This is a genomic window from Olsenella profusa, from assembly GCF_016900315.1.
In the GTDB taxonomy this organism is placed as follows: Bacteria; Actinomycetota; Coriobacteriia; order Coriobacteriales; family Atopobiaceae; genus Thermophilibacter; species Thermophilibacter profusus_A.
Genome location: NZ_JACSNQ010000001.1, coordinates 156,868 through 173,371, shown reverse-complemented (window position 1 = coordinate 173,371; position 16,504 = coordinate 156,868). Strand labels below are relative to the sequence as shown.

The 16,504-nt window shown below is 71.0% G+C and carries 12 protein-coding genes and 1 tRNA gene; 6 read left to right on the top strand and 7 right to left on the bottom strand.

What is annotated here, in order from left to right; translation table 11 throughout:
• The 7 genes from H9X80_RS00735 to H9X80_RS00705 all read right to left on the bottom strand — a co-directional run bounded on the left by H9X80_RS00735 (position 1) and on the right by H9X80_RS00705 (position 9,598).
• Positions 1–1,044: a rod shape-determining protein gene (locus H9X80_RS00735; protein ID WP_204792428.1), complete on the bottom strand. Its 1,044-nt coding sequence runs from the start codon at positions 1,042–1,044 to the stop codon at positions 1–3.
• A 15-nt stretch (positions 1,045–1,059) separates the two neighbouring features.
• Complete coding sequence (locus H9X80_RS00730) at positions 1,060–2,364, bottom strand: tetratricopeptide repeat protein (protein WP_204792427.1); 1,305 nt, start codon at positions 2,362–2,364, stop codon at positions 1,060–1,062.
• 25 nt (positions 2,365–2,389) lie between these two features.
• Positions 2,390–2,938, bottom strand: a complete 549-nt coding sequence (locus H9X80_RS00725; protein WP_204792426.1) for a peptidylprolyl isomerase — start codon at positions 2,936–2,938, stop codon at positions 2,390–2,392.
• Between the two features lie 95 nt (positions 2,939–3,033).
• Complete coding sequence (locus H9X80_RS00720; RefSeq protein WP_204792425.1) at positions 3,034–4,032, bottom strand: zinc ribbon domain-containing protein; 999 nt, start codon at positions 4,030–4,032, stop codon at positions 3,034–3,036.
• Positions 4,029–6,731 carry an aconitate hydratase AcnA gene (gene acnA, locus H9X80_RS00715; RefSeq protein ID WP_204792424.1) on the bottom strand — a complete coding sequence of 901 codons (2,703 nt, stop codon included), beginning with the start codon at positions 6,729–6,731 and terminating at the stop codon, positions 4,029–4,031. The genes H9X80_RS00720 and acnA overlap by 4 nt, the downstream gene beginning before the upstream one ends.
• Positions 6,718–9,129, bottom strand: a complete 2,412-nt coding sequence (locus H9X80_RS00710) for an HAD-IC family P-type ATPase (RefSeq protein WP_204792423.1) — start codon at positions 9,127–9,129, stop codon at positions 6,718–6,720. Before H9X80_RS00710 ends, acnA begins: the two co-directional genes overlap by 14 nt.
• A 392-nt stretch (positions 9,130–9,521) precedes the next feature.
• Positions 9,522–9,598, bottom strand: a tRNA-Arg gene (locus tag H9X80_RS00705).
• Positions 9,599–9,819: 221 nt separating this feature from the next.
• On the opposite strand from H9X80_RS00705, the gene aroF reads away from it, so the two are divergent.
• The 6 genes from aroF (at position 9,820) to H9X80_RS00675 (ending at position 16,504) form a co-directional block, all read left to right on the top strand.
• Complete coding sequence (aroF, locus tag H9X80_RS00700) at positions 9,820–10,845, top strand: 3-deoxy-7-phosphoheptulonate synthase (protein WP_204792422.1); 1,026 nt, start codon at positions 9,820–9,822, stop codon at positions 10,843–10,845.
• Between the two features lies 1 nt (position 10,846).
• Positions 10,847–11,719 (top strand): prephenate dehydrogenase, encoded by an 873-nt coding sequence (locus tag H9X80_RS00695; protein ID WP_204792421.1) that lies wholly within the window; start codon positions 10,847–10,849, stop codon positions 11,717–11,719.
• The gene (gene aroB / locus H9X80_RS00690; RefSeq protein ID WP_204792420.1) at positions 11,716–12,840 is read left to right on the top strand and encodes a 3-dehydroquinate synthase; all 1,125 of its coding nucleotides are present in this window, start codon (positions 11,716–11,718) and stop codon (positions 12,838–12,840) included. Before H9X80_RS00695 ends, aroB begins: the two co-directional genes overlap by 4 nt.
• A gap of 9 nt (positions 12,841–12,849) precedes the next feature.
• The gene (gene aroA / locus H9X80_RS00685; protein ID WP_204792419.1) at positions 12,850–14,166 is read left to right on the top strand and encodes a 3-phosphoshikimate 1-carboxyvinyltransferase; all 1,317 of its coding nucleotides are present in this window, start codon (positions 12,850–12,852) and stop codon (positions 14,164–14,166) included.
• Complete coding sequence (gene aroC / locus H9X80_RS00680) at positions 14,166–15,281, top strand: chorismate synthase (protein ID WP_204792418.1); 1,116 nt, start codon at positions 14,166–14,168, stop codon at positions 15,279–15,281. The genes aroA and aroC overlap by 1 nt, the downstream gene beginning before the upstream one ends.
• Positions 15,282–15,352: 71 nt before the next feature.
• The gene (locus H9X80_RS00675) at positions 15,353–16,504 is read left to right on the top strand and encodes a bifunctional chorismate mutase/prephenate dehydratase (protein WP_204792417.1); all 1,152 of its coding nucleotides are present in this window, start codon (positions 15,353–15,355) and stop codon (positions 16,502–16,504) included.

Here is a 16,504-nt window from a genome sequence, read left to right as displayed (position 1 = left end):
CTACTGGCCCGTGCTCTGGACGAAGCCGCCCGAGAGCGCGTTGGCCTCGAGGACCTTCGCGCACCCGTTCACGACGTTCTCGAGGGCCGTGGGGCTCACGTTGACGGGAACGCCGGTCTCCTCGCGCAGGCGCTGGTCGAGACCGCGCAGAAGACCGCCGCCGCCAGTGAGGAGGATGCCGTAGTACATGAGGTCCGAGGCGAGGTCGGGCGGGGTGACGTCGAGGGCGTCCTTGACGGCCTTCGTGACCTCGTCAAGCGGGCGGTCGAGCGCCCGACGAATCTCCTCGCTCTCGATCCGGACGCTCTTGGGCAGTCCGCTCATGACGTCTCGTCCGTTGACCTCGACGTCAAGCTCCTCGGCGAGCGGGGCCGCGGAGCCGACCTTGATCTTGATGTCCTCGGCGGTGCGCTCGCCAATGGAGAGATTGTAGGCATCGCGGACGTGCTGGAGGATCGTCTGGTCGAACTCGTCTCCAGCCGTCCGGATGGACTGGGCGACGACGATGCCGCCCATCGAGATGACGGCGACCTCGGTGGTGCCACCGCCGATGTCGACGACCATGGAGCCGGTCGGGTCCTCGATGGGCAGGTCCGCGCCGATGGCGGCCGCCATCGGCTCCTCGATGAGGTAGGCCTGACGCGCGCCGGCCTGGATGGTGGCCTCGAAGACCGCGCGCTTCTCCACGGAGGTCACGCCGGACGGCACGCACACAACCACGCGAGGCCGGGGGCTCCACGGGTAGCGGCGCTCGCGCGCCTTCTCGATGAAGTAGCGCAGCATGACCTCGGTGACGTCGAAGTCGGCGATGACGCCGTCCTTGAGCGGGCGCTCGGCGATGATGGAGCCGGGCGTGCGGCCAATCATGCGCTTGGCGTCGGCGCCAACGGCCAGGACGCGGCTCTCGCTCTTGTCGATGGCGACGACCGAGGGCTCGTTGATGACGATCCCCTGGCCCCGCACGGCCACGAGCGTGTTGGCCGTGCCAAGGTCGATGGCAAGGTCCCCGCCGTACTCCCCAAACAGTGAGTCGATGATAGACATGAGCAGCGTACCTGCCTAGTTCGTCGTGGTGGACGAGGCGTCCTCGGAGAGGAAGCTCGGCGTGACGGAGCTGACCTTCCAGCCAATGCCGTCTCGGACCATCTCGAGGGTGTAGTCGACCTCGCCGGAGTCCGCAAGGGTGGCCGTGAGGTAGACGGTGGAGGCGTTCATGGAGCGGTCGCAGCCGGTGACCGAGACCTGCGCCCCGGCGGGCAGCGAGTCGGAGATCTCCTGCACCTGCGTGGCGGAGGTGCCGGTGGCGAGATAGGGCTCGATGTCAGCGCCGTCGGTCTTGGCCTGGAAGAGCTCCTCGGCGACCGCCTGCTGGGTGGGCCATCCATAGCCCTGCGTGTAGGCGAAGAAGGCGGCGCCGGCGGCAATCACAAGCAGGACGAGAATCACGATGAGGACCTTGAGCCCGGTGTGGCGGTGCTTGCGGCGCACCTTGCGATTGGCGCGCTCCTGCTCCACGATGTCCTTCTCGGAAATCGAGAAGAACCCGGTGTCCTCCGGGGAGGGCATGAGCTCGCCGGAGGCGCCCGTGGGGTCGAGCGGGTCGATCGGAGTCGCATAGCCCGCCGCGGCGAGCATGGCGTCGGTCTCGGAGGGGCGACGGCTGCCGATGGCGGCGACGGCCTTGCGCGCGGCGTCATAGGACGCCTGGGCCTCGGGGCTAAGTTCGAGGGTGCCGTCCGCGGTGGCGCGCCCAAAGGCGTCAACGGCCTCGTTCATGCGGTTGGCGGCCACGTACGCGAGGCCGAGGTCGCACCAGATCTGGTTCTGGCTCTCAAGCGGGGTTGTGAAGTCGAGGGCGGTGCGGTAGGCCTCCACGGCGTCCACGGCGCGCCCGAGCCGCATGAAGCAGCTGCCGAGGTTGGAGAGGGCGGTGGCCGGCGCGGGGTTGGACTCGTCGATCGCGGCGCTGCGGTAGGCGATGCCGGCGTTGCGGACGTCCCCCAGCCTCTCGTAGGCGGAGCCAAGCGCCATGTAGGCCTTGTAGGGCGTGGCGTAGGAGTCGTCAGAGGCGGCGTCGGTGAGCGGCGCCACCGCCTCCTGGACGCGCCCGGCGGCGAGGAGGGCGCGGCCGAGGTTGCAGCTCAGGGCACCGTGCTTGCCGTAGGAGGCGTCCGCGAGGGCCGACTCGTAGGCCGTGGCCGCCGACTCGAACTGTCCGAGCTTCATGTAGGCGTTGCCACGCAGGTGATCAACCTCACCGGCGGGCTCGCCGGGCCGGCGCGCCTCACCGAGCAAGGTGACGGCGCCAATCCAGTCACCACTCTGGTACGCACGCTTTCCGGACTCGTATGCCTGCTGGTTCACAATGCCCTCCCGGGATAACGCGGCGCTACGCGCCGAGGTGCTCGATTCGTACGGAGTTGATGACGTCTCCCGCACGAAGCTCGCCTATGACGTCCTTGCCCTCGATGGTCTGGCCAAAGACGGTATAGCCGGAGTCCAGCCCGTGCTGGGGACCAAGGCAGAAGTAGAACTGGGAGCCCGCGGAGTCCGGGTCCATCGAGCGCGCCATCGCAAGGGCGCCGTCGTCGTGCGAGTTGCGCGGGTTGGTGGTGTACTCCTGGCGGATGCGATAGCCGGGGCCGCCCGTGCCGGGACGGCCGGTGGGGCCGACCTCCCCACGCGCAACCTGCTCGCTCGTCATCTCGCGCGTGTTGGGGCAGCCGCCCTGGATAACGAAGCCAGGCACGTAGCGGTGGAACTTGAGGCCGTCGTAGAAGCCGCTGCCGGCCAGCTCGCAGAAGTTGGCGACGTGAACGGGGGCGCCCTCGCCGTCGAGCCTCACGCGGATGATGCCGCGCGAGGTGTCGAAGACGGCCACCTCGTCACCCACGACCTCGTAGGCCGGGACATAGAGCGGGTCTTTGATGAATCCCATGTCAATCCTTCCAAACGGGCGGCACACGTCGCCCATCGCTTAGCTCCCTAAATTCTAGCAGGATGCAACGTGTTTCACATATTCGGCAGACGGGGTCAGCCGTTGTTGGAGGGATCCCAGGCGTCGATGTTCTCCTCGAAGAGCCGGGCGTAGTCGGTGGCGGCGTCAACGGGCGCGAGGATGGACTGAGCGCTCGCCGCGGGGCCCTCCGCGTCAACGGAGCGCTGCCAGGACTCCGTGAGGGCGTCGCAGCGGTTGCGCAGCCAGTTGCCGAGCGTCAGCAGGTTGTCCCGTGCCTCGGCGTAGGTGCCCCCGGCGTCGTCGAGCATGCCGACGCGCTCGATGAGGTTTGAGACGTCGAGCGCGTTCTGCTGCGCGGCGGCAAGGCCGGCCGAGCGCTCGTCCGCCGTGCCGGAGACACCGACGTCGCGCAGGGACGCCTCGCTCGCGTCCACGCGGTCGGAGAGGTCCGCGAGGCTCTGGTGAGCCTGCGTGAGGGCCTCGAGCGGGTCCGCGGGCCCGTCAGGGGAGTCGTCGGACTCCCCCTGGGCGGCCGAGGAGCCATCCTGCCCGGTCAGGGACTCCACGACGCCCGGAAAGCCAGACATGGAGGTGTCGGCCGGCTCGGTGGCACGGGTCATCGTTGCCGAGGGGTTCCACGGATGGGTTATGAGCAATGCGGCGCCGCCCACCAACACCACGGCGAGAAGCGCCGCGAGCCCGAAGGCCCGTGGGCGCGGCATGTGGTCTCGTGCGGCCGAACGCGACTCCTCGGCGTCCGCCGGGGGAATCGCGCTCTCTATGCGCGTCATGACCCCCGTGGCGTCCGAGCCGTCCCCAAGAGCGTCCATCACGCCGGTGTTGCCTATGTCCGGGAGGTCGAGGTCGCGGGTATGCCGCCTTGGGAGGTCCGGCGCGAGCGACGTGCCGCACTTGGGGCAGACGTCGGCACCAGGCTCCACGAGCGCGCCGCACTCGGGGCACCAGGTTGCCTCGGAGAGCGTGATGCGCTGCGTCACGTCAAGCTCGGCATGGCACGAGGGGCAGGTGAGCGCGCCGTCAGGGACGACGGCCCCGCAGGTCGGACACTTCATCGCGTACAGGCCCCTCCCCTCCCCGCATCGCCGAGGCCCCCAAGGACGTAGGGCAGGATACCACCGGACGCCAGGTAGGAACCCTCCGTCGGCGTGTCCACGCGCACCACGCACTCAAAGCTGAACGAGGTTCCGTCCGGGCGCGTGGCCGTGACGGAGGTCGTGCGGTCTGCAGGCAGCCCTCCGGTGAGGTCGACCGGGGCCACGTCAAAGGTCTCGTCGCCGCGGATGCCGAGGGACGCGGCGCCCTCGCCCTCCTTGAACTGGAGCGGGAGCACGCCCATCTGGACGAGGTTGGAGCGGTGGATGCGCTCGAAGCTCTCCGCCATGACGGCGCGCACCCCCAGCAGCAGCGGGCCCTTCCCGGCCCAGTCGCGGCTCGAGCCGGAGCCGTACATCTTGCCCGCCACCACCACGAGCGGCACGCCGGCGGCGCGATAGGCCTCGGCGGCGTCGAAGATGGGCTCGAGCGCGCCGGTGAGCAGGTTCTTGGTCCAGCCGCCCACACGCCCCTCGGCGAGGGCGTTTTTCAGCTTGACGTTGGCGAAGGTACCACGCGCCATGACCTCGTGGTTGCCGCGACGCGAGCCATAGGTGTTGAAGTCTGCCGGGCCCACGCCGTTCTCCTCAAGATAGCGGGCGGCGGGCGACCCCTCGGCTATGGAACCGGCCGGGGAGATGTGGTCGGTGGTCACGAAGTCGCCGAGCAGCGCGAGCGCGCGGGCGCCGCGCACCTCAAAGATCGAGGCGGGCCGGGCGATCTCGAAGTAGGGCGGCCGGCGCACGTAGGTGGACGACTCGTCCCACGGGAAGGTCGCCGACGCCGTGGAGTCGATGGCCGCCCAGGAGACGGAGCCCTCGAGGAGCCCCTTGGAGCCCTCGGCGAAAAGCGACGCGTCGAGGTGCGCCGCGAGCTCGGCGGCGACCTCCTCGTCGGACGGCATCACGTCGGCGAGCAGGACGGGCGTGCCGTCGGGGGCCAGCCCCACAGGCTCGCTCGTGAGATCCACGTCGACCGTGCCCGCGATGGAGTAGGCCACCACGAGCGCCGGCGCGCAGAGGTAGTTCTGGCTCACGTCCGGGGAGATGCGCCCCTCAAAGTTGCGGTTGCCCGAGAGCACGCTCGTGAGCTCCATCTGGGACGCGAGGGGCTTGAGGCAGCCCTTAATCTCGCCCGAGTTGCCGATGCAGCTCATGCAGCCAAAGCCGCAGGTGAAAAACCCGAGCTCGCGCAGGGGCTCGGAAAGGCCGCAGCGCTCCAGCAGGAGCTCGGTGGCGTGGCTGCCCGGCGCGAGGACCTTCTTGACCCAGGGCTTGGGCGCAAGGCCGCGGACGCGGGCGTTTCTCGCCAACAGGCCGGCGGCGACCATCATGGCCGGGTCGGTCGCGGTGGTGCAGCTCGTGATCGCGGCGATGGCGATGGCGCCGTGGGAGAGCGTGCCCGCCCCCTCGACCTCGAAGGTCTCGGAGAGGTCGCGCCCGGCGGCGCGGGCGGCCTCCTCGAAGCGCCCCTTGAGGTCGGAGACGCAGACCCGGTCGTGCGGGCGGGAGGGCCCGGCGAGCGAGGGCTCGACCGTAGAGAGGTCGAGCTCGAGCGTGCGCGCGTAGACGCGGGAGGAGGCGTCGCCAAAGACGCCCTGGGCCTCGAGGTAGGCGCGAGCAAAGGCGAGCTCGCCGGCGTCGCGGCCGGTGAGCGCCAGGTAGTCCATGACCACGTCGTCCACGGGGAAGAGCGTGGCCGTGGCGCCGTACTCGGGCGTCATGTTGGCCACGCACGCGCGCTGGGTGGCGCTCAGGGCGGACGCGCCCTCGCCGGTCACCTCGACGAAGCTCCCCACCACGCCGGCGGCGCGCAGGAGCTGGGCCACGGTGAGGGCGAGGTCCATGCCGGAGACGCCCGCGGGCAGGCGCCCTCCCAGGCGCAGCTCCACGACGGGCGGCACGAGCATGGAGATCGGCTGGCCGAGGGCCGCGGCCTCGGCCTCGATGCCGCCGACGCCCCAGCCGAGCACGCCGATGCCGTTGGCGGTCGTGGTGTGGGAGTCGGTGCCGACGAGCGTGTCGAAGCAGGCTGTCTCAAGGCCGTCCCTCTCGCCGGAGAGGGCGTCGGTGGCCACCACGCGGCAGAAGCGCTCGATGTTGAGCTGGTGGCAGATGCCGCCGCCGGGTGGGACGATCTCGACGTTCTGGAACGAGCGGCTCGCCCACTTGAGGAACGAGAAGCGCTCGCGGTTGCGGGAGGCCTCCGCCTCCTGGTTCTTCTCGACGGCGCCGGGGCACTCGGCCACGTCGGCGATCACCGAGTGGTCCACGACGAGCGTGCACGGGATGCGGGGGTTCACGCTGAGCGGGTCCCCGCCGCGCGCTACCATCGCGTCGCGCATCGCGGCGAAGTCGGCAAAGACCGGCACGCCGGTGAAGTCCTGGAACAGCACGCGGGCGGGCATGAACTCCACCTCGCCGCCGCCCTCGCCCGCAAGGCCCGCCGAGACGACGGCCTCGGCCATGCGCACGGCGTCCTCGTCCGTCGCGGCGCGGCGCACCACGTTCTCCAGGAGCACCACGAGCGCGCGCGGGAGCCGCTCGGCCCCCGGGACGCCCGAGACAACGTGCGCGAGGCGCGCCACGCCGCCCGCCTCGATGCGCCGGGGCCGACGGGCCGCCAGGACCGCGCTGCGAAGGTCGCTACTTTCTGTCATGTCTGCCCTCCACCATCCTCACGAGGCGCGCGAAGCGCTCGTTGGTCTCATACCCGCGCTGGGCGCGGTCATACATCCAGTTGAAGCACGCGATGGCCGCGACGCCCGCCGCGGCCATCACCACGCCCATGCTACCCGTAAGTCCCGAGATCTCGAAGAATGGGGCAAAGACCGTACACCCAAGCGCAACAATGGCCACGATCACGGCGAGAAGGACCGCGCGCAGCGGCGTGAGCGGCTGGGAGATCCTCCACACGAGCGCCACGCCCACGCAGGCCACGAGCACGGTGCAGACCGTGGAGATCTCGTCGAAGGAGTGGTCGAGGGCGCGGCCGCAGACGAGCTCGGCCACGAGCGCGACCACGATGGCGATCGAGGCGGGCAGCGAGCGCGCGAGGACGTTGGCGAGGAAGTTGCCGCGGACGAGCTCGTGGTTGGGCTCGAGGGCGAGCACGAACGAGGGGATGCCGATGACGGCCGTGGAGAGCAGCGACATCTGGATGGGGATGAACGGGTAGGGCGGCATGAGGATGCACACGAGGGCAAGCACCGCGGTGAAGACCGTCTTGACCAGGAAGAGCGCGGCGGAGCGCTGGAGGTTGTTGATCGAGCGGCGCCCCTCGGCCACAACCTCGGGCATGTGGGCGAAGTCGTTGTCGGCGAGGACGATCTCGGAGACGTTGCGCGCCGCGGCCGAGCCCGACGCCATGGCCACCGAGCAGTCCGCCTCGCGCAGGGCGAGCACGTCGTTCACGCCGTCACCGGTCATGGCCACGGTGCGGCCGCGGCGGTGCAGGGCGCGGACGATCTCGCGCTTCTGCTGCGGCGTCACGCGGCCGAAGACGCGCGCGGCGTCGACGGCCTCCTCGAGCCGCTCGGAGGTGTCGAGCGTGGTGGCGTCCACGTAGCGGCCCGCCTGCGGCACCCCGGCGCGCGCGGCGATGGCCGAGACGGTGCGCGGGTCGTCGCCGGAGATGACGCGCAGCTCCACGCCCTGCTCGACGAAGTAGCGCATGGTCGCCTCGGCGGTGGGTCGAATCTCGTCGCGGATGGCCACGCAGCCGAGCAGGCGCACCTCGCCGACGGGGACGCCCCCCTCGTCAAAGCCTGCCGCCTCGCCCACCACGAGCACGCGCTCGGTGGCGTCGAAGGCGCGGGCGAGCGCGTCGGCCTCGCCCGTACGCGCAGGCCCCAGCACGAAGGCGGCCGCCCCCATGACGAGCGCGCGGCCCGAGGCGGTGACGCAGCCGGAGAGCTTGCGGGCGGACGAGAAGGGCACGGCGCGGGAGACCGGCTCGGGCGCGAGGTTCTTCTCGGCGGCGTGGCGCAGGATCGCGCGGGCGGTCTCGTTGGCGTCCGCCTCGTTTGCTGAGGCGATGGCGACAAGGGCGCGGGCCGCCTCGGCGGAGGAGGTCCCGGGGGCGCCCACGACGCTTGCGACCTCCATCTCGCCGGTGGTGATGGTGCCGGTCTTGTCCAGGCAGAGCGTGTCCACGCGCGCGAGCGTCTCCACGCAGTAGGTCTGCTGCACGAGCACCATCCTGCGCCCCAGGCGGAAGGTGGCGATGGCGAGCACCGAAGAGGTGAGCAGCACGAGGCCCTGCGGGATCATGCCGATGACGGCCGCCACGGAGGTGAGGATCGCGTCCTCGAGGCTGCCGCCGTCCATGAGGAGGCTGCGCAGGAAGAGGCCGAGCCCCAGCGGCACGAGCGCCTCGGTGCCCAGGCGGATGATGGCCCTGAGCGTGTCCTGGATCTCCGAGCGGACGGGCTTGACGTACTTGGCCTCGGCGTTGATCCGCGCGGCGTAGCCCTCGGCGCCGACGCGCGTAACGCGCGCCACAAGGCTGCCGGCGTCGACGAAGCTGCCCGAGAGCAGCTCGTCGCCGGGACCCTTGGAGACGGGGGTGGCCTCGCCGGTGAGCAGGCTCTCGTTCATGGAGACGTTGCCGGAGACGATCACGGCGTCGGCGGGCACCTGGTCGCCGTGGGCCAGCCGGACGAGGTCGTCGGCCACGAGCTCGGAGGGGGGCAGCGAAAGCTCGCCGGCCGCGCGGATGACGGTGACCTCCTTCTGGGTGAGAATCGTGAGCTTGTCCACCATGCGCTTGGCGCGGACCTCCTGGACCACGCCGATCAGCAGGTTGGCAAGGACCACGACCATGAAGAGGAGGTTTCGGTACTGCCCGGTGAGGAGCACGAGCACGGCCAGCGCCAGGTTCACGGCGTTGAACAGCGTTAGGGCGTGCTCGGCCACAATCTGGCGCACGGACTTGGTCTTGACGTCGGTGTTGGCGTTGGTGCGGCCCGCGGCGACGCGCTCGGCCACCTCGGCCTCCGTGAGGCCGAGGTGGCCGAGGTTCTTCTCGCCGTCGGTCTGGCCCGCCCGCTCTGACATCTCGCTCCTCCCGTTGGTCGTGGCGTCCATTGTGCCACGCCCGCAGCGGCCGTCGGCAAACCTTACGAAAAAGAGAGACTTGGCGGCGGGGCGGGCGGGGGGTGCGGTTTCGGGAGCTGCCGCGGCCCCATGCCGGGCGTCGGGTGCCGGCCGTTAAGAAACGACGCACCTTGTGCCAACGCGCCCACTCATCGTTAGGAAACGGCGCACCTTTGGCCCAGACGGGCAAAAAGTGCGACAAATCCTAACCAAAGCGCCCCCGGAGAGCCAAAGGTGCCGCGATTCCTAACGGCCTAGCGCACAAGGCGAGAAGAACCGCGAGAAGAGCCGTGCGTACGGACCGCCCCACGACACAAAAAAGCCCGGCCATGTGCGGCCGGGCCGGACCTGCGTGGCGCGCCCAGGGGGATTCGAACCCACGACCTTCTGCTCCGGAGGCAGACGCTCTAATCCACTGAGCTATGGGCGCGTGCGAGAGGACAGTATAGCGGACTTTGCGCGCGGCTGCCCCGAGATTGCGCCCGCGCCGCCGGGCTCGCGCCGCCGGGCTCGCGCCGCGGGGCCGTGCCACCCCGCCCCGCCGCCCCACGAGACCCCCACGGCGCACCCCCGCGGGGCGTAACCTCGCCGTCACATCCCTGTGATACCATCGACCGGCACTTTTCCCGATACAAGAACCGGAGACCCCGCATGATAACCGTCATCAAGGACACGGCCACCAAGGAGCAGCTGGACCACCTCGTCCGCTGGATCGAGGACCGTGGCTTCAAGACCAACGTCTCCCAGGGCGACAACGAGACCATCGTCGGCATCATCGGCGACACCACGCGCATCGACCCGTTCCTGCTGGAGAGCATGGACATCGTCGAGCGCGTCCAGCGCGTGACCGAGCCCTACAAGCTCGCCAATCGCAAGTTCCACCCGGAGGACACCGTCGTCGACTGCGGCCACGGCGTGCTCGTGGGCGGCGGCAACTTCCAGGTCATCGCCGGGCCGTGCTCGGTGGAGGGCGAGAACCTCCTCACCATCGCCCGCGCGGTCAAGGCCGCCGGCGCCACGATGCTGCGCGGCGGCGCCTACAAGCCCCGCACCTCCCCCTACACGAGTCAGGGCATGGGCGAGAAGGGCCTCGACCTGCTCATGGAGGCCGGCGGCGAGCTCGACATGCCCGTCGTGACCGAGGTCATGGACCCGCGCGACGTGGAGATGTTCGTCGAGAAGGGCGTCGACGTCCTGCAGATCGGCGCGCGCAACGCCCAGAACTTCCCGCTCCTGCGCGAGGTGGGGCGCGCGGGCCGGCCGGTGCTGCTCAAGCGCGGCATGTCCGAGACCATCGACGAGCTGCTCATGAGCGCCGAGTACGTGATGAGCGAGGGCAACCAGAGCGTCATGCTCTGCGAGCGCGGCATCCGCACCTTCGAGACGCGCACGAGGAACACCTTCGACGTCAACGCCATCCCGGTGCTCCACCACCTGACCCACCTGCCCGTGGTGGCCGACCCCAGCCACTCCACCGGCTACACCCGCTACGTGCGCCCGGCCGCCTACGCCGCCACCGCGGCGGGCGCAGACGCGCTTGAGATCGAGGTCCACAACTGCCCCGCCGAGGCCTGGTCGGACGGCGCCCAGGCGCTCACCCCCGCCCAGTTCGACGACGCCATGCGCCGCATCGCCCTCATCCGCGAGGCCGTCTGCGCCCCGGTCGAGGAGGCCTAGCATGGCGCGCCAGCTTGGGGAGGGCGTCGTCAGGGGACGCATCGGCGTCGTGGGGCTCGGGCTCATGGGCGGCTCGTTCGCGCGCGCCTTCGCGGCGGCGGGCGTGGAGGTCTACGCCTGGAACCGCACCCGCTCCACGCTCGAGCTCGCGATGATCGAGACCGTGACCGGCGAGCTCGACGAAACGACCGTCGGCACCTGCGAGCTCATCATCCTCGCGGGCTACCCCGCCTCCGCCATCGAGTGGCTCAAGAAGAACGCGCCGCTCGTGGGCGAGGGCGCCATCGTCATCGACACGGTGGGCGTGAAGCGCGTCATCTGCGCCCGCTGCGAGGCCATCTGCGCCGGGCGCCCCTTCACCTTCGTGGGCTGCCACCCGATGGCCGGCACGCAGTACTCCGGCTTCGCCCACTCCCGCGCCACGATGTTCAAGGGCGCGCCGCTCGTGGTGGTCCCGCCCGAGATGGACGACTTTGCGCGCGCCGAGGTGCTCGAGCGGCTGAAGGAGCTGCTCGCCCCCTGCGCCTTCGGCAGCTTCACGCTTGCCACCGCCGAGGAGCACGACCGCATCATCGCCTTCACCTCGCAGCTCGCGCACGTGGTCTCCAACGCCTACGTCAAGAGCCCGACCGCCCGCGAGCACAAGGGTTTCTCGGCCGGCTCCTACAAGGACCTCACCCGCGTGGCGCGCTTGAACGCGCCCATGTGGACCGAGCTCTTCCTGGACAACGCCGACTTCCTCTCCGAGGAGATCGGCACCATCATCGCTAACCTACAGGCGTACAAGGACGCCATCGACGAGCACGACGCCGACCGGCTGGAGGCGCTTCTCGCCGAGGGCGACCGGATCAAGCGGGAGGTCGAGGGCAGATGAGCGAGCGTTGCGACGACACGCGCGGCGAGAAGGACCCGGGCGTGGCGACCCGCCTCGTGCACGTGGGGGCCTCCGCGGCCTACGACGTGCACGTGGGCGCCGGCATCCTCCCCGAGCTGGGCGCGGTTGCCCGCGAGGCGGCGGGAGGCGCGCGCTGCTGCGTGGTGAGCGAGACCCACGTGGCCCCGCTCTACGCGGACGCGGCCGAGGCGTCTCTGGCGGCGGCCGGCTACGACGTGGCCGAGCGCGTGGTATTCCCCGCCGGCGAGCGTCACAAGCGCCTCTCCACGCTGGGCGAGATCCTCGAGGCGCTCGCGGCACGCGAGCTCGGCCGATCCGACGTGGTGGTCGCGCTCGGCGGCGGCGTCGCCGGGGACGTGGCCGGCCTCGCCGCTGCCCTCTACCTGCGCGGCGTTGCCGTGGTACAGGTGCCGACCTCGCTGCTTGCGATGGTGGACTCCTCGGTCGGCGGCAAAACGGCCGTGGACCTGGAGGCCGGCAAGAACCTCGCGGGCGCCTTCTGGCAGCCGTGCGCCGTGGTGGCCGACGTCCGCACCCTCGCCACGGTCCCCGACGAGCTCTTCCGGGACTCCTGCGGCGAGGTGGTCAAGCACGCGGTGCTTGCCGACGCAGCCCTGCTCGACCGCCTGACCGAGCGCCCGCTCACGAAGCTTCGCCACGACGAGGCGAGCCTCGTCGACGTGGTAGCGCGCAACGTCGAGATCAAGCGCGACGTGGTACAGGCCGACGAGCGCGAGGCCGGCGTGCGCCAGACCCTCAACCTCGGCCACACGATCGGCCACGCCATCGAGGCGGCAAGCGAGTTCACGCTTGGCCACGGCTCCTGCGTGGCGGCCGGCCTCTGCATGATGGCGCGCGCCTCGGCGCGGCGCGGCTGGTGCTCGGGCGAGACGGCCACGCGCATCGAGCGCTGCGTGGCCGCCCACGGCCTGCCCACCGGAAGCGAGCTGCCGGCCGACCTGCTCATGCACTACATGGCCCACGACAAGAAGCGCCACGGGGAGGCGGTCAACGTGGTCGTCCCCGTGGAGGTCGGCCGCTGCGAGGTCCGCCGCGTGGGCCTCGACGAGCTCCGCGAGCTCGTCGAGCTCGGACGCTAGGAGGAAGCCGTGAACGTCACCGTCAGCCCCGGCTCCCTCACCGGAGAGGTCTCCGCGCCGTCCTCGAAGTCGGAGGCGCACCGCCTGCTCATCTGCGCGGCCTTCGCCCCCGGCACCACCGACATCGACTGCACCACCACCTCAGATGACATCGATGCCACCGCGCGCTGCCTCGAGGCGCTCGGCGCGCACATCACCCGCACCCGACGGGGCTTCCGCGTGGTGCCGGTCCCTGGCACCTCCGCCACCGACAACATCCCCGCGCCCGCCACGGGCGCCCTGCTCGACTGCGGCGAGTCCGGCTCCACCCTGCGCTTCCTGCTGCCCGTCGTGGCGGCCCTCGGCTGCGAGGCCAGCCTCACCGGCCACGGCAGGCTCCCCCAGCGTCCGCTCTCCCCACTCTACGAGGAGCTCGTGGCGCACGGCGTGGGCCTCACGCCCCAGGGCCAGGTGCCCCTGCGCGTCTCCGGACGCCTGCGGCCGGGGCGCTTCTCGCTGCCCGGAAACGTCTCATCCCAGTACGTGAGCGGCCTGCTGCTGGCCGCCCCGCTCATGGGGGCACCGACCGAGGTCGTGGTCAGCGAGCCGGTGGAGTCGCTCCCCTACATCGGCATCACCGTCGCCGCGCTCGCACGCTTCGGCGTGACGGTCGACGAGGGGCGCACCGAGGACAGCGGCGCCCCCGCTCGCTCGTACGTGGTCGGCGGCGCCGAGCGCCTCAGCTCCCCGGGCACGGTCTCGGTGGGCGGGGACTGGTCGGGCGCCGCGTTCTGGCTCGCCGCGGGCGCACTCTCCGAGGCCGGCGTCTCCGTGCGCGGCCTCGACGTGAGGAGCACGCAGGGCGACCGGCAGGTTCTCGCCGCGCTCGCCCTTCTCGGCGCCCGCGTCCTGCGCGGCTCCGAGGGGGCCGCCTGTGCCCACGACGCCCTTGCCGGCCGCGTGATCGACGTGTCCAACTGCCCCGACCTCGTCCCGCCCCTCGCCGCGGTGGCCGCCCTCGCCGAGGGCACCACCCGCATCACGGGGGCGGCGCGCCTGCGTCTCAAGGAGTCCGACCGCCTCGAGACCGTCTCCGCCGCGATCTGCGCCCTCGGCGGGCGCGCACGGGCAACCGACGACGGCCTCGTCATCGAGGGCGTCCGCGAGCTCGCCGGCGGCACTGTCGACGCCGCGGGCGACCACCGCATCGCGATGATGGCGGCCGTGCTCGCCGCGCGCTGCACGCGCCCGGTGACCATCCTCGGCGCCGAGTGCGTCGCCAAGTCCTACCCCGGCTTCTTCGAGGACCTCGGCCGCCTCGGCGGCACGTACCGAAAGGAGAGCTGATGCCCTCTACGCTTGGAAGCGCGCTGCGCGTCACCGTGTTCGGCCAGTCCCACTCCCCCGCCGTCGGCTGCGTCATGGAGGGCCTGCCCTCCGGCCTCAAGGTCGACACCGAGGCCCTCGCGACCTTCGTGGCAAGGAGGGCCCCGGGCCGCGACCCCTGGTCCACGCCGCGCAAGGAGCCCGACGCCCCGCGGATCGTCTCCGGCCTCAACCCCCGCGGCGAGACCTGCGGCGCGCCCCTCGCGGCGGTCATCGAGAACACCAATACCCGCTCGGCCGACTACAACAACCTGCTCACCGTCCCGCGCCCCGGGCATGCCGACTTCGCGGCCTGGGCCAAGTGGCACGGCGCGCAGGACGTCCCCGGCGGCGGGCACTTCTCCGGCAGGCTCACCGGCCCGCTCTGCGTGGCCGGCGGGATCGCGTTGCAGTGGCTCGCCACGCGCGGCGTGACCGTACGGGCGCACGTCGCCGAGCTCGCGGGCGTCGAGGACGTGCCCTTCTCGGCGCTCGACAACTCGCCCGAGGCCGCCTCCGAGCTCCGCCGCCAGGTCGACGCCCTCGGCGACGGCCGCCGCGTGCCGGTCATCGACACCGACGCCGGCGAGCGGATGGTGGCCGCCGTGATGTCCGCGCGCGCCGAGAAGGACACCGTCGGCGGCATCGTCGAGTGCGTGGCGCTCGGCCTTCCCGCCGGCGTGGGCTCGCCGATGTTCGACGGCATCGAGAACGTGCTCGCGCGCGACCTCTTTGGCATCCCCGCGGTCAAGGGCGTGGAGTTCGGCCGCGGCTTTGGCGTGGCGCGCCTGCGCGGCACCCAGAACAACGACCCCTACGAGGTCCGCGACGGCGCCTGCGTCCCGCGCACCAACAACGCCGGCGGCATCCTCGGCGGCATTACCACCGGTGCGCCCGTGCTCGTGCGCTGCGCGTTCAAGCCGATCTCCAGCGTGATGGTGGAGCAGGACTCGGTTGACCTCACCCGTATGGAGCCGGCCCGCCTCAAGGTCCACGGCCGCCACGACACCACCGCTGTGATCCGCGCCGTCCCGGTGGTCGAGGCCGTCTGTGCCCTCGGCCTGGCCGACGCGCTGCTTGCCTGGCCGGCCGAGTAGGCGGCCGCCCCGCGTCGCCATTCGTGCGCAGGCGGGCGCACCCAGAAAAAACACGTGAGCAAGGAGCTGACATGCCAGAGCTTTCTGAGCTGAGACAGGAGATTGACCGGATCGACGCGGAGATCTTCCGCCTCTTCTCGGAGCGCGCCGAGGTCGCGGGCGACGTCGCCGCCTACAAGCGCGAGCACGGCATGCGCGTCTTCGACCCGGCCCGCGAGCGCGCCAAGGTGGCCGACGCCGCCTCCCGCGCGCCCGAGGACCTCGAGACCTACGCGCAGGTGCTGATGGAGCTCCTCATGGAGGCGTCCCGCTCGCGCCAGCACGCGCTTCTCGCCGACGCGGCCGACGACCCCACGCTCGGCCGCATCCAGCAGGCTCGCGCGGCCACCCCCGAGCTCTTCCCGCCCTCGGCCCACGTGGCCTGCCAGGGCGTCGAGGGCGCCTACTCGCAGATTGCCGCCGAGCGCATCTTCCGCCACCCCCAGATCAGCTACGCGCCCACCTTCGATGCGGTCTTCCGCACCGTGGAGCAGGGGCTTGCGCGCTACGGCGTGCTGCCGCTGGAGAACTCCACGGCCGGCTCGGTCAACCAGATGTACGACCTCATGATGGAGCACTCCTTCTACGTGGTCCGCACCACCCGCGTCAAGATCGACCACAACCTGCTGGCCCTACCCGGCGCCGGGCTCTCCTCGATCCGGGACATCTACAGCCACGAGCAGGCCATCAACCAGTGCGCCGAGTTCCTCTCCGGCCTGCCCGACGTCTCCGTCCACGTCTGCGAGAACACCGCCGTGGCGGCCCGGCGCGTGGCGGAGTCCGGCCGCACGGACGTGGCCGCGCTCTCCTCGCGCCCCTGCGCCGACCTCTACGGCCTCGAGGTGCTCGCCTCGGCCGTCCAGGACCGCGACAACAACTACACCCGCTTCGCCTGCATCTCCAAGCAGCTGGAGATCTACCCCGGCGCCGACCGCGCCTCCCTCATGATCGTGCTCAACCACGAGCCGGGCACCCTCTACAAGCTGCTCGCCAAGTTCTACGCGCTCGACATCAACATCCTCAAGCTGGAGAGCCGCCCCATCCCGGAGCGCGACTTCGAGTTCATGTTCTACTTCGACATCGCCTGCCCGGCGGCCGCGCCCGAGTTCAGCTCCCTCATGGCCACCATCGGCAGCCTCTGCCAGCAGTGCCGCTTCCTCGGCAGCTACACGGAGGTGATCTAG

What these genes read in the sequence shown, in the direction of transcription:
- H9X80_RS00675 (WP_204792417.1), top strand. Translation starts at nt 15,353, where the DNA reads ATGCCAGAGCTTTCTGAGCTGAGACAGGAGATTGACCGGATCGACGCG.
- H9X80_RS00710 (WP_204792423.1), bottom strand. Translation starts at nt 9,129, where the DNA reads ATGTCAGAGCGGGCGGGCCAGACCGACGGCGAGAAGAACCTCGGCCAC.
- aroF (WP_204792422.1), top strand. Translation starts at nt 9,820, where the DNA reads ATGATAACCGTCATCAAGGACACGGCCACCAAGGAGCAGCTGGACCAC.
- H9X80_RS00720 (WP_204792425.1), bottom strand. Translation starts at nt 4,032, where the DNA reads ATGAAGTGTCCGACCTGCGGGGCCGTCGTCCCTGACGGCGCGCTCACC.
- H9X80_RS00725 (WP_204792426.1), bottom strand. Translation starts at nt 2,938, where the DNA reads ATGGGATTCATCAAAGACCCGCTCTATGTCCCGGCCTACGAGGTCGTG.
- aroB (WP_204792420.1), top strand. Translation starts at nt 11,716, where the DNA reads ATGAGCGAGCGTTGCGACGACACGCGCGGCGAGAAGGACCCGGGCGTG.
- H9X80_RS00695 (WP_204792421.1), top strand. Translation starts at nt 10,847, where the DNA reads ATGGCGCGCCAGCTTGGGGAGGGCGTCGTCAGGGGACGCATCGGCGTC.
- H9X80_RS00735 (WP_204792428.1), bottom strand. Translation starts at nt 1,044, where the DNA reads ATGTCTATCATCGACTCACTGTTTGGGGAGTACGGCGGGGACCTTGCC.
- acnA (WP_204792424.1), bottom strand. Translation starts at nt 6,731, where the DNA reads ATGACAGAAAGTAGCGACCTTCGCAGCGCGGTCCTGGCGGCCCGTCGG.
- aroC (WP_204792418.1), top strand. Translation starts at nt 14,166, where the DNA reads ATGCCCTCTACGCTTGGAAGCGCGCTGCGCGTCACCGTGTTCGGCCAG.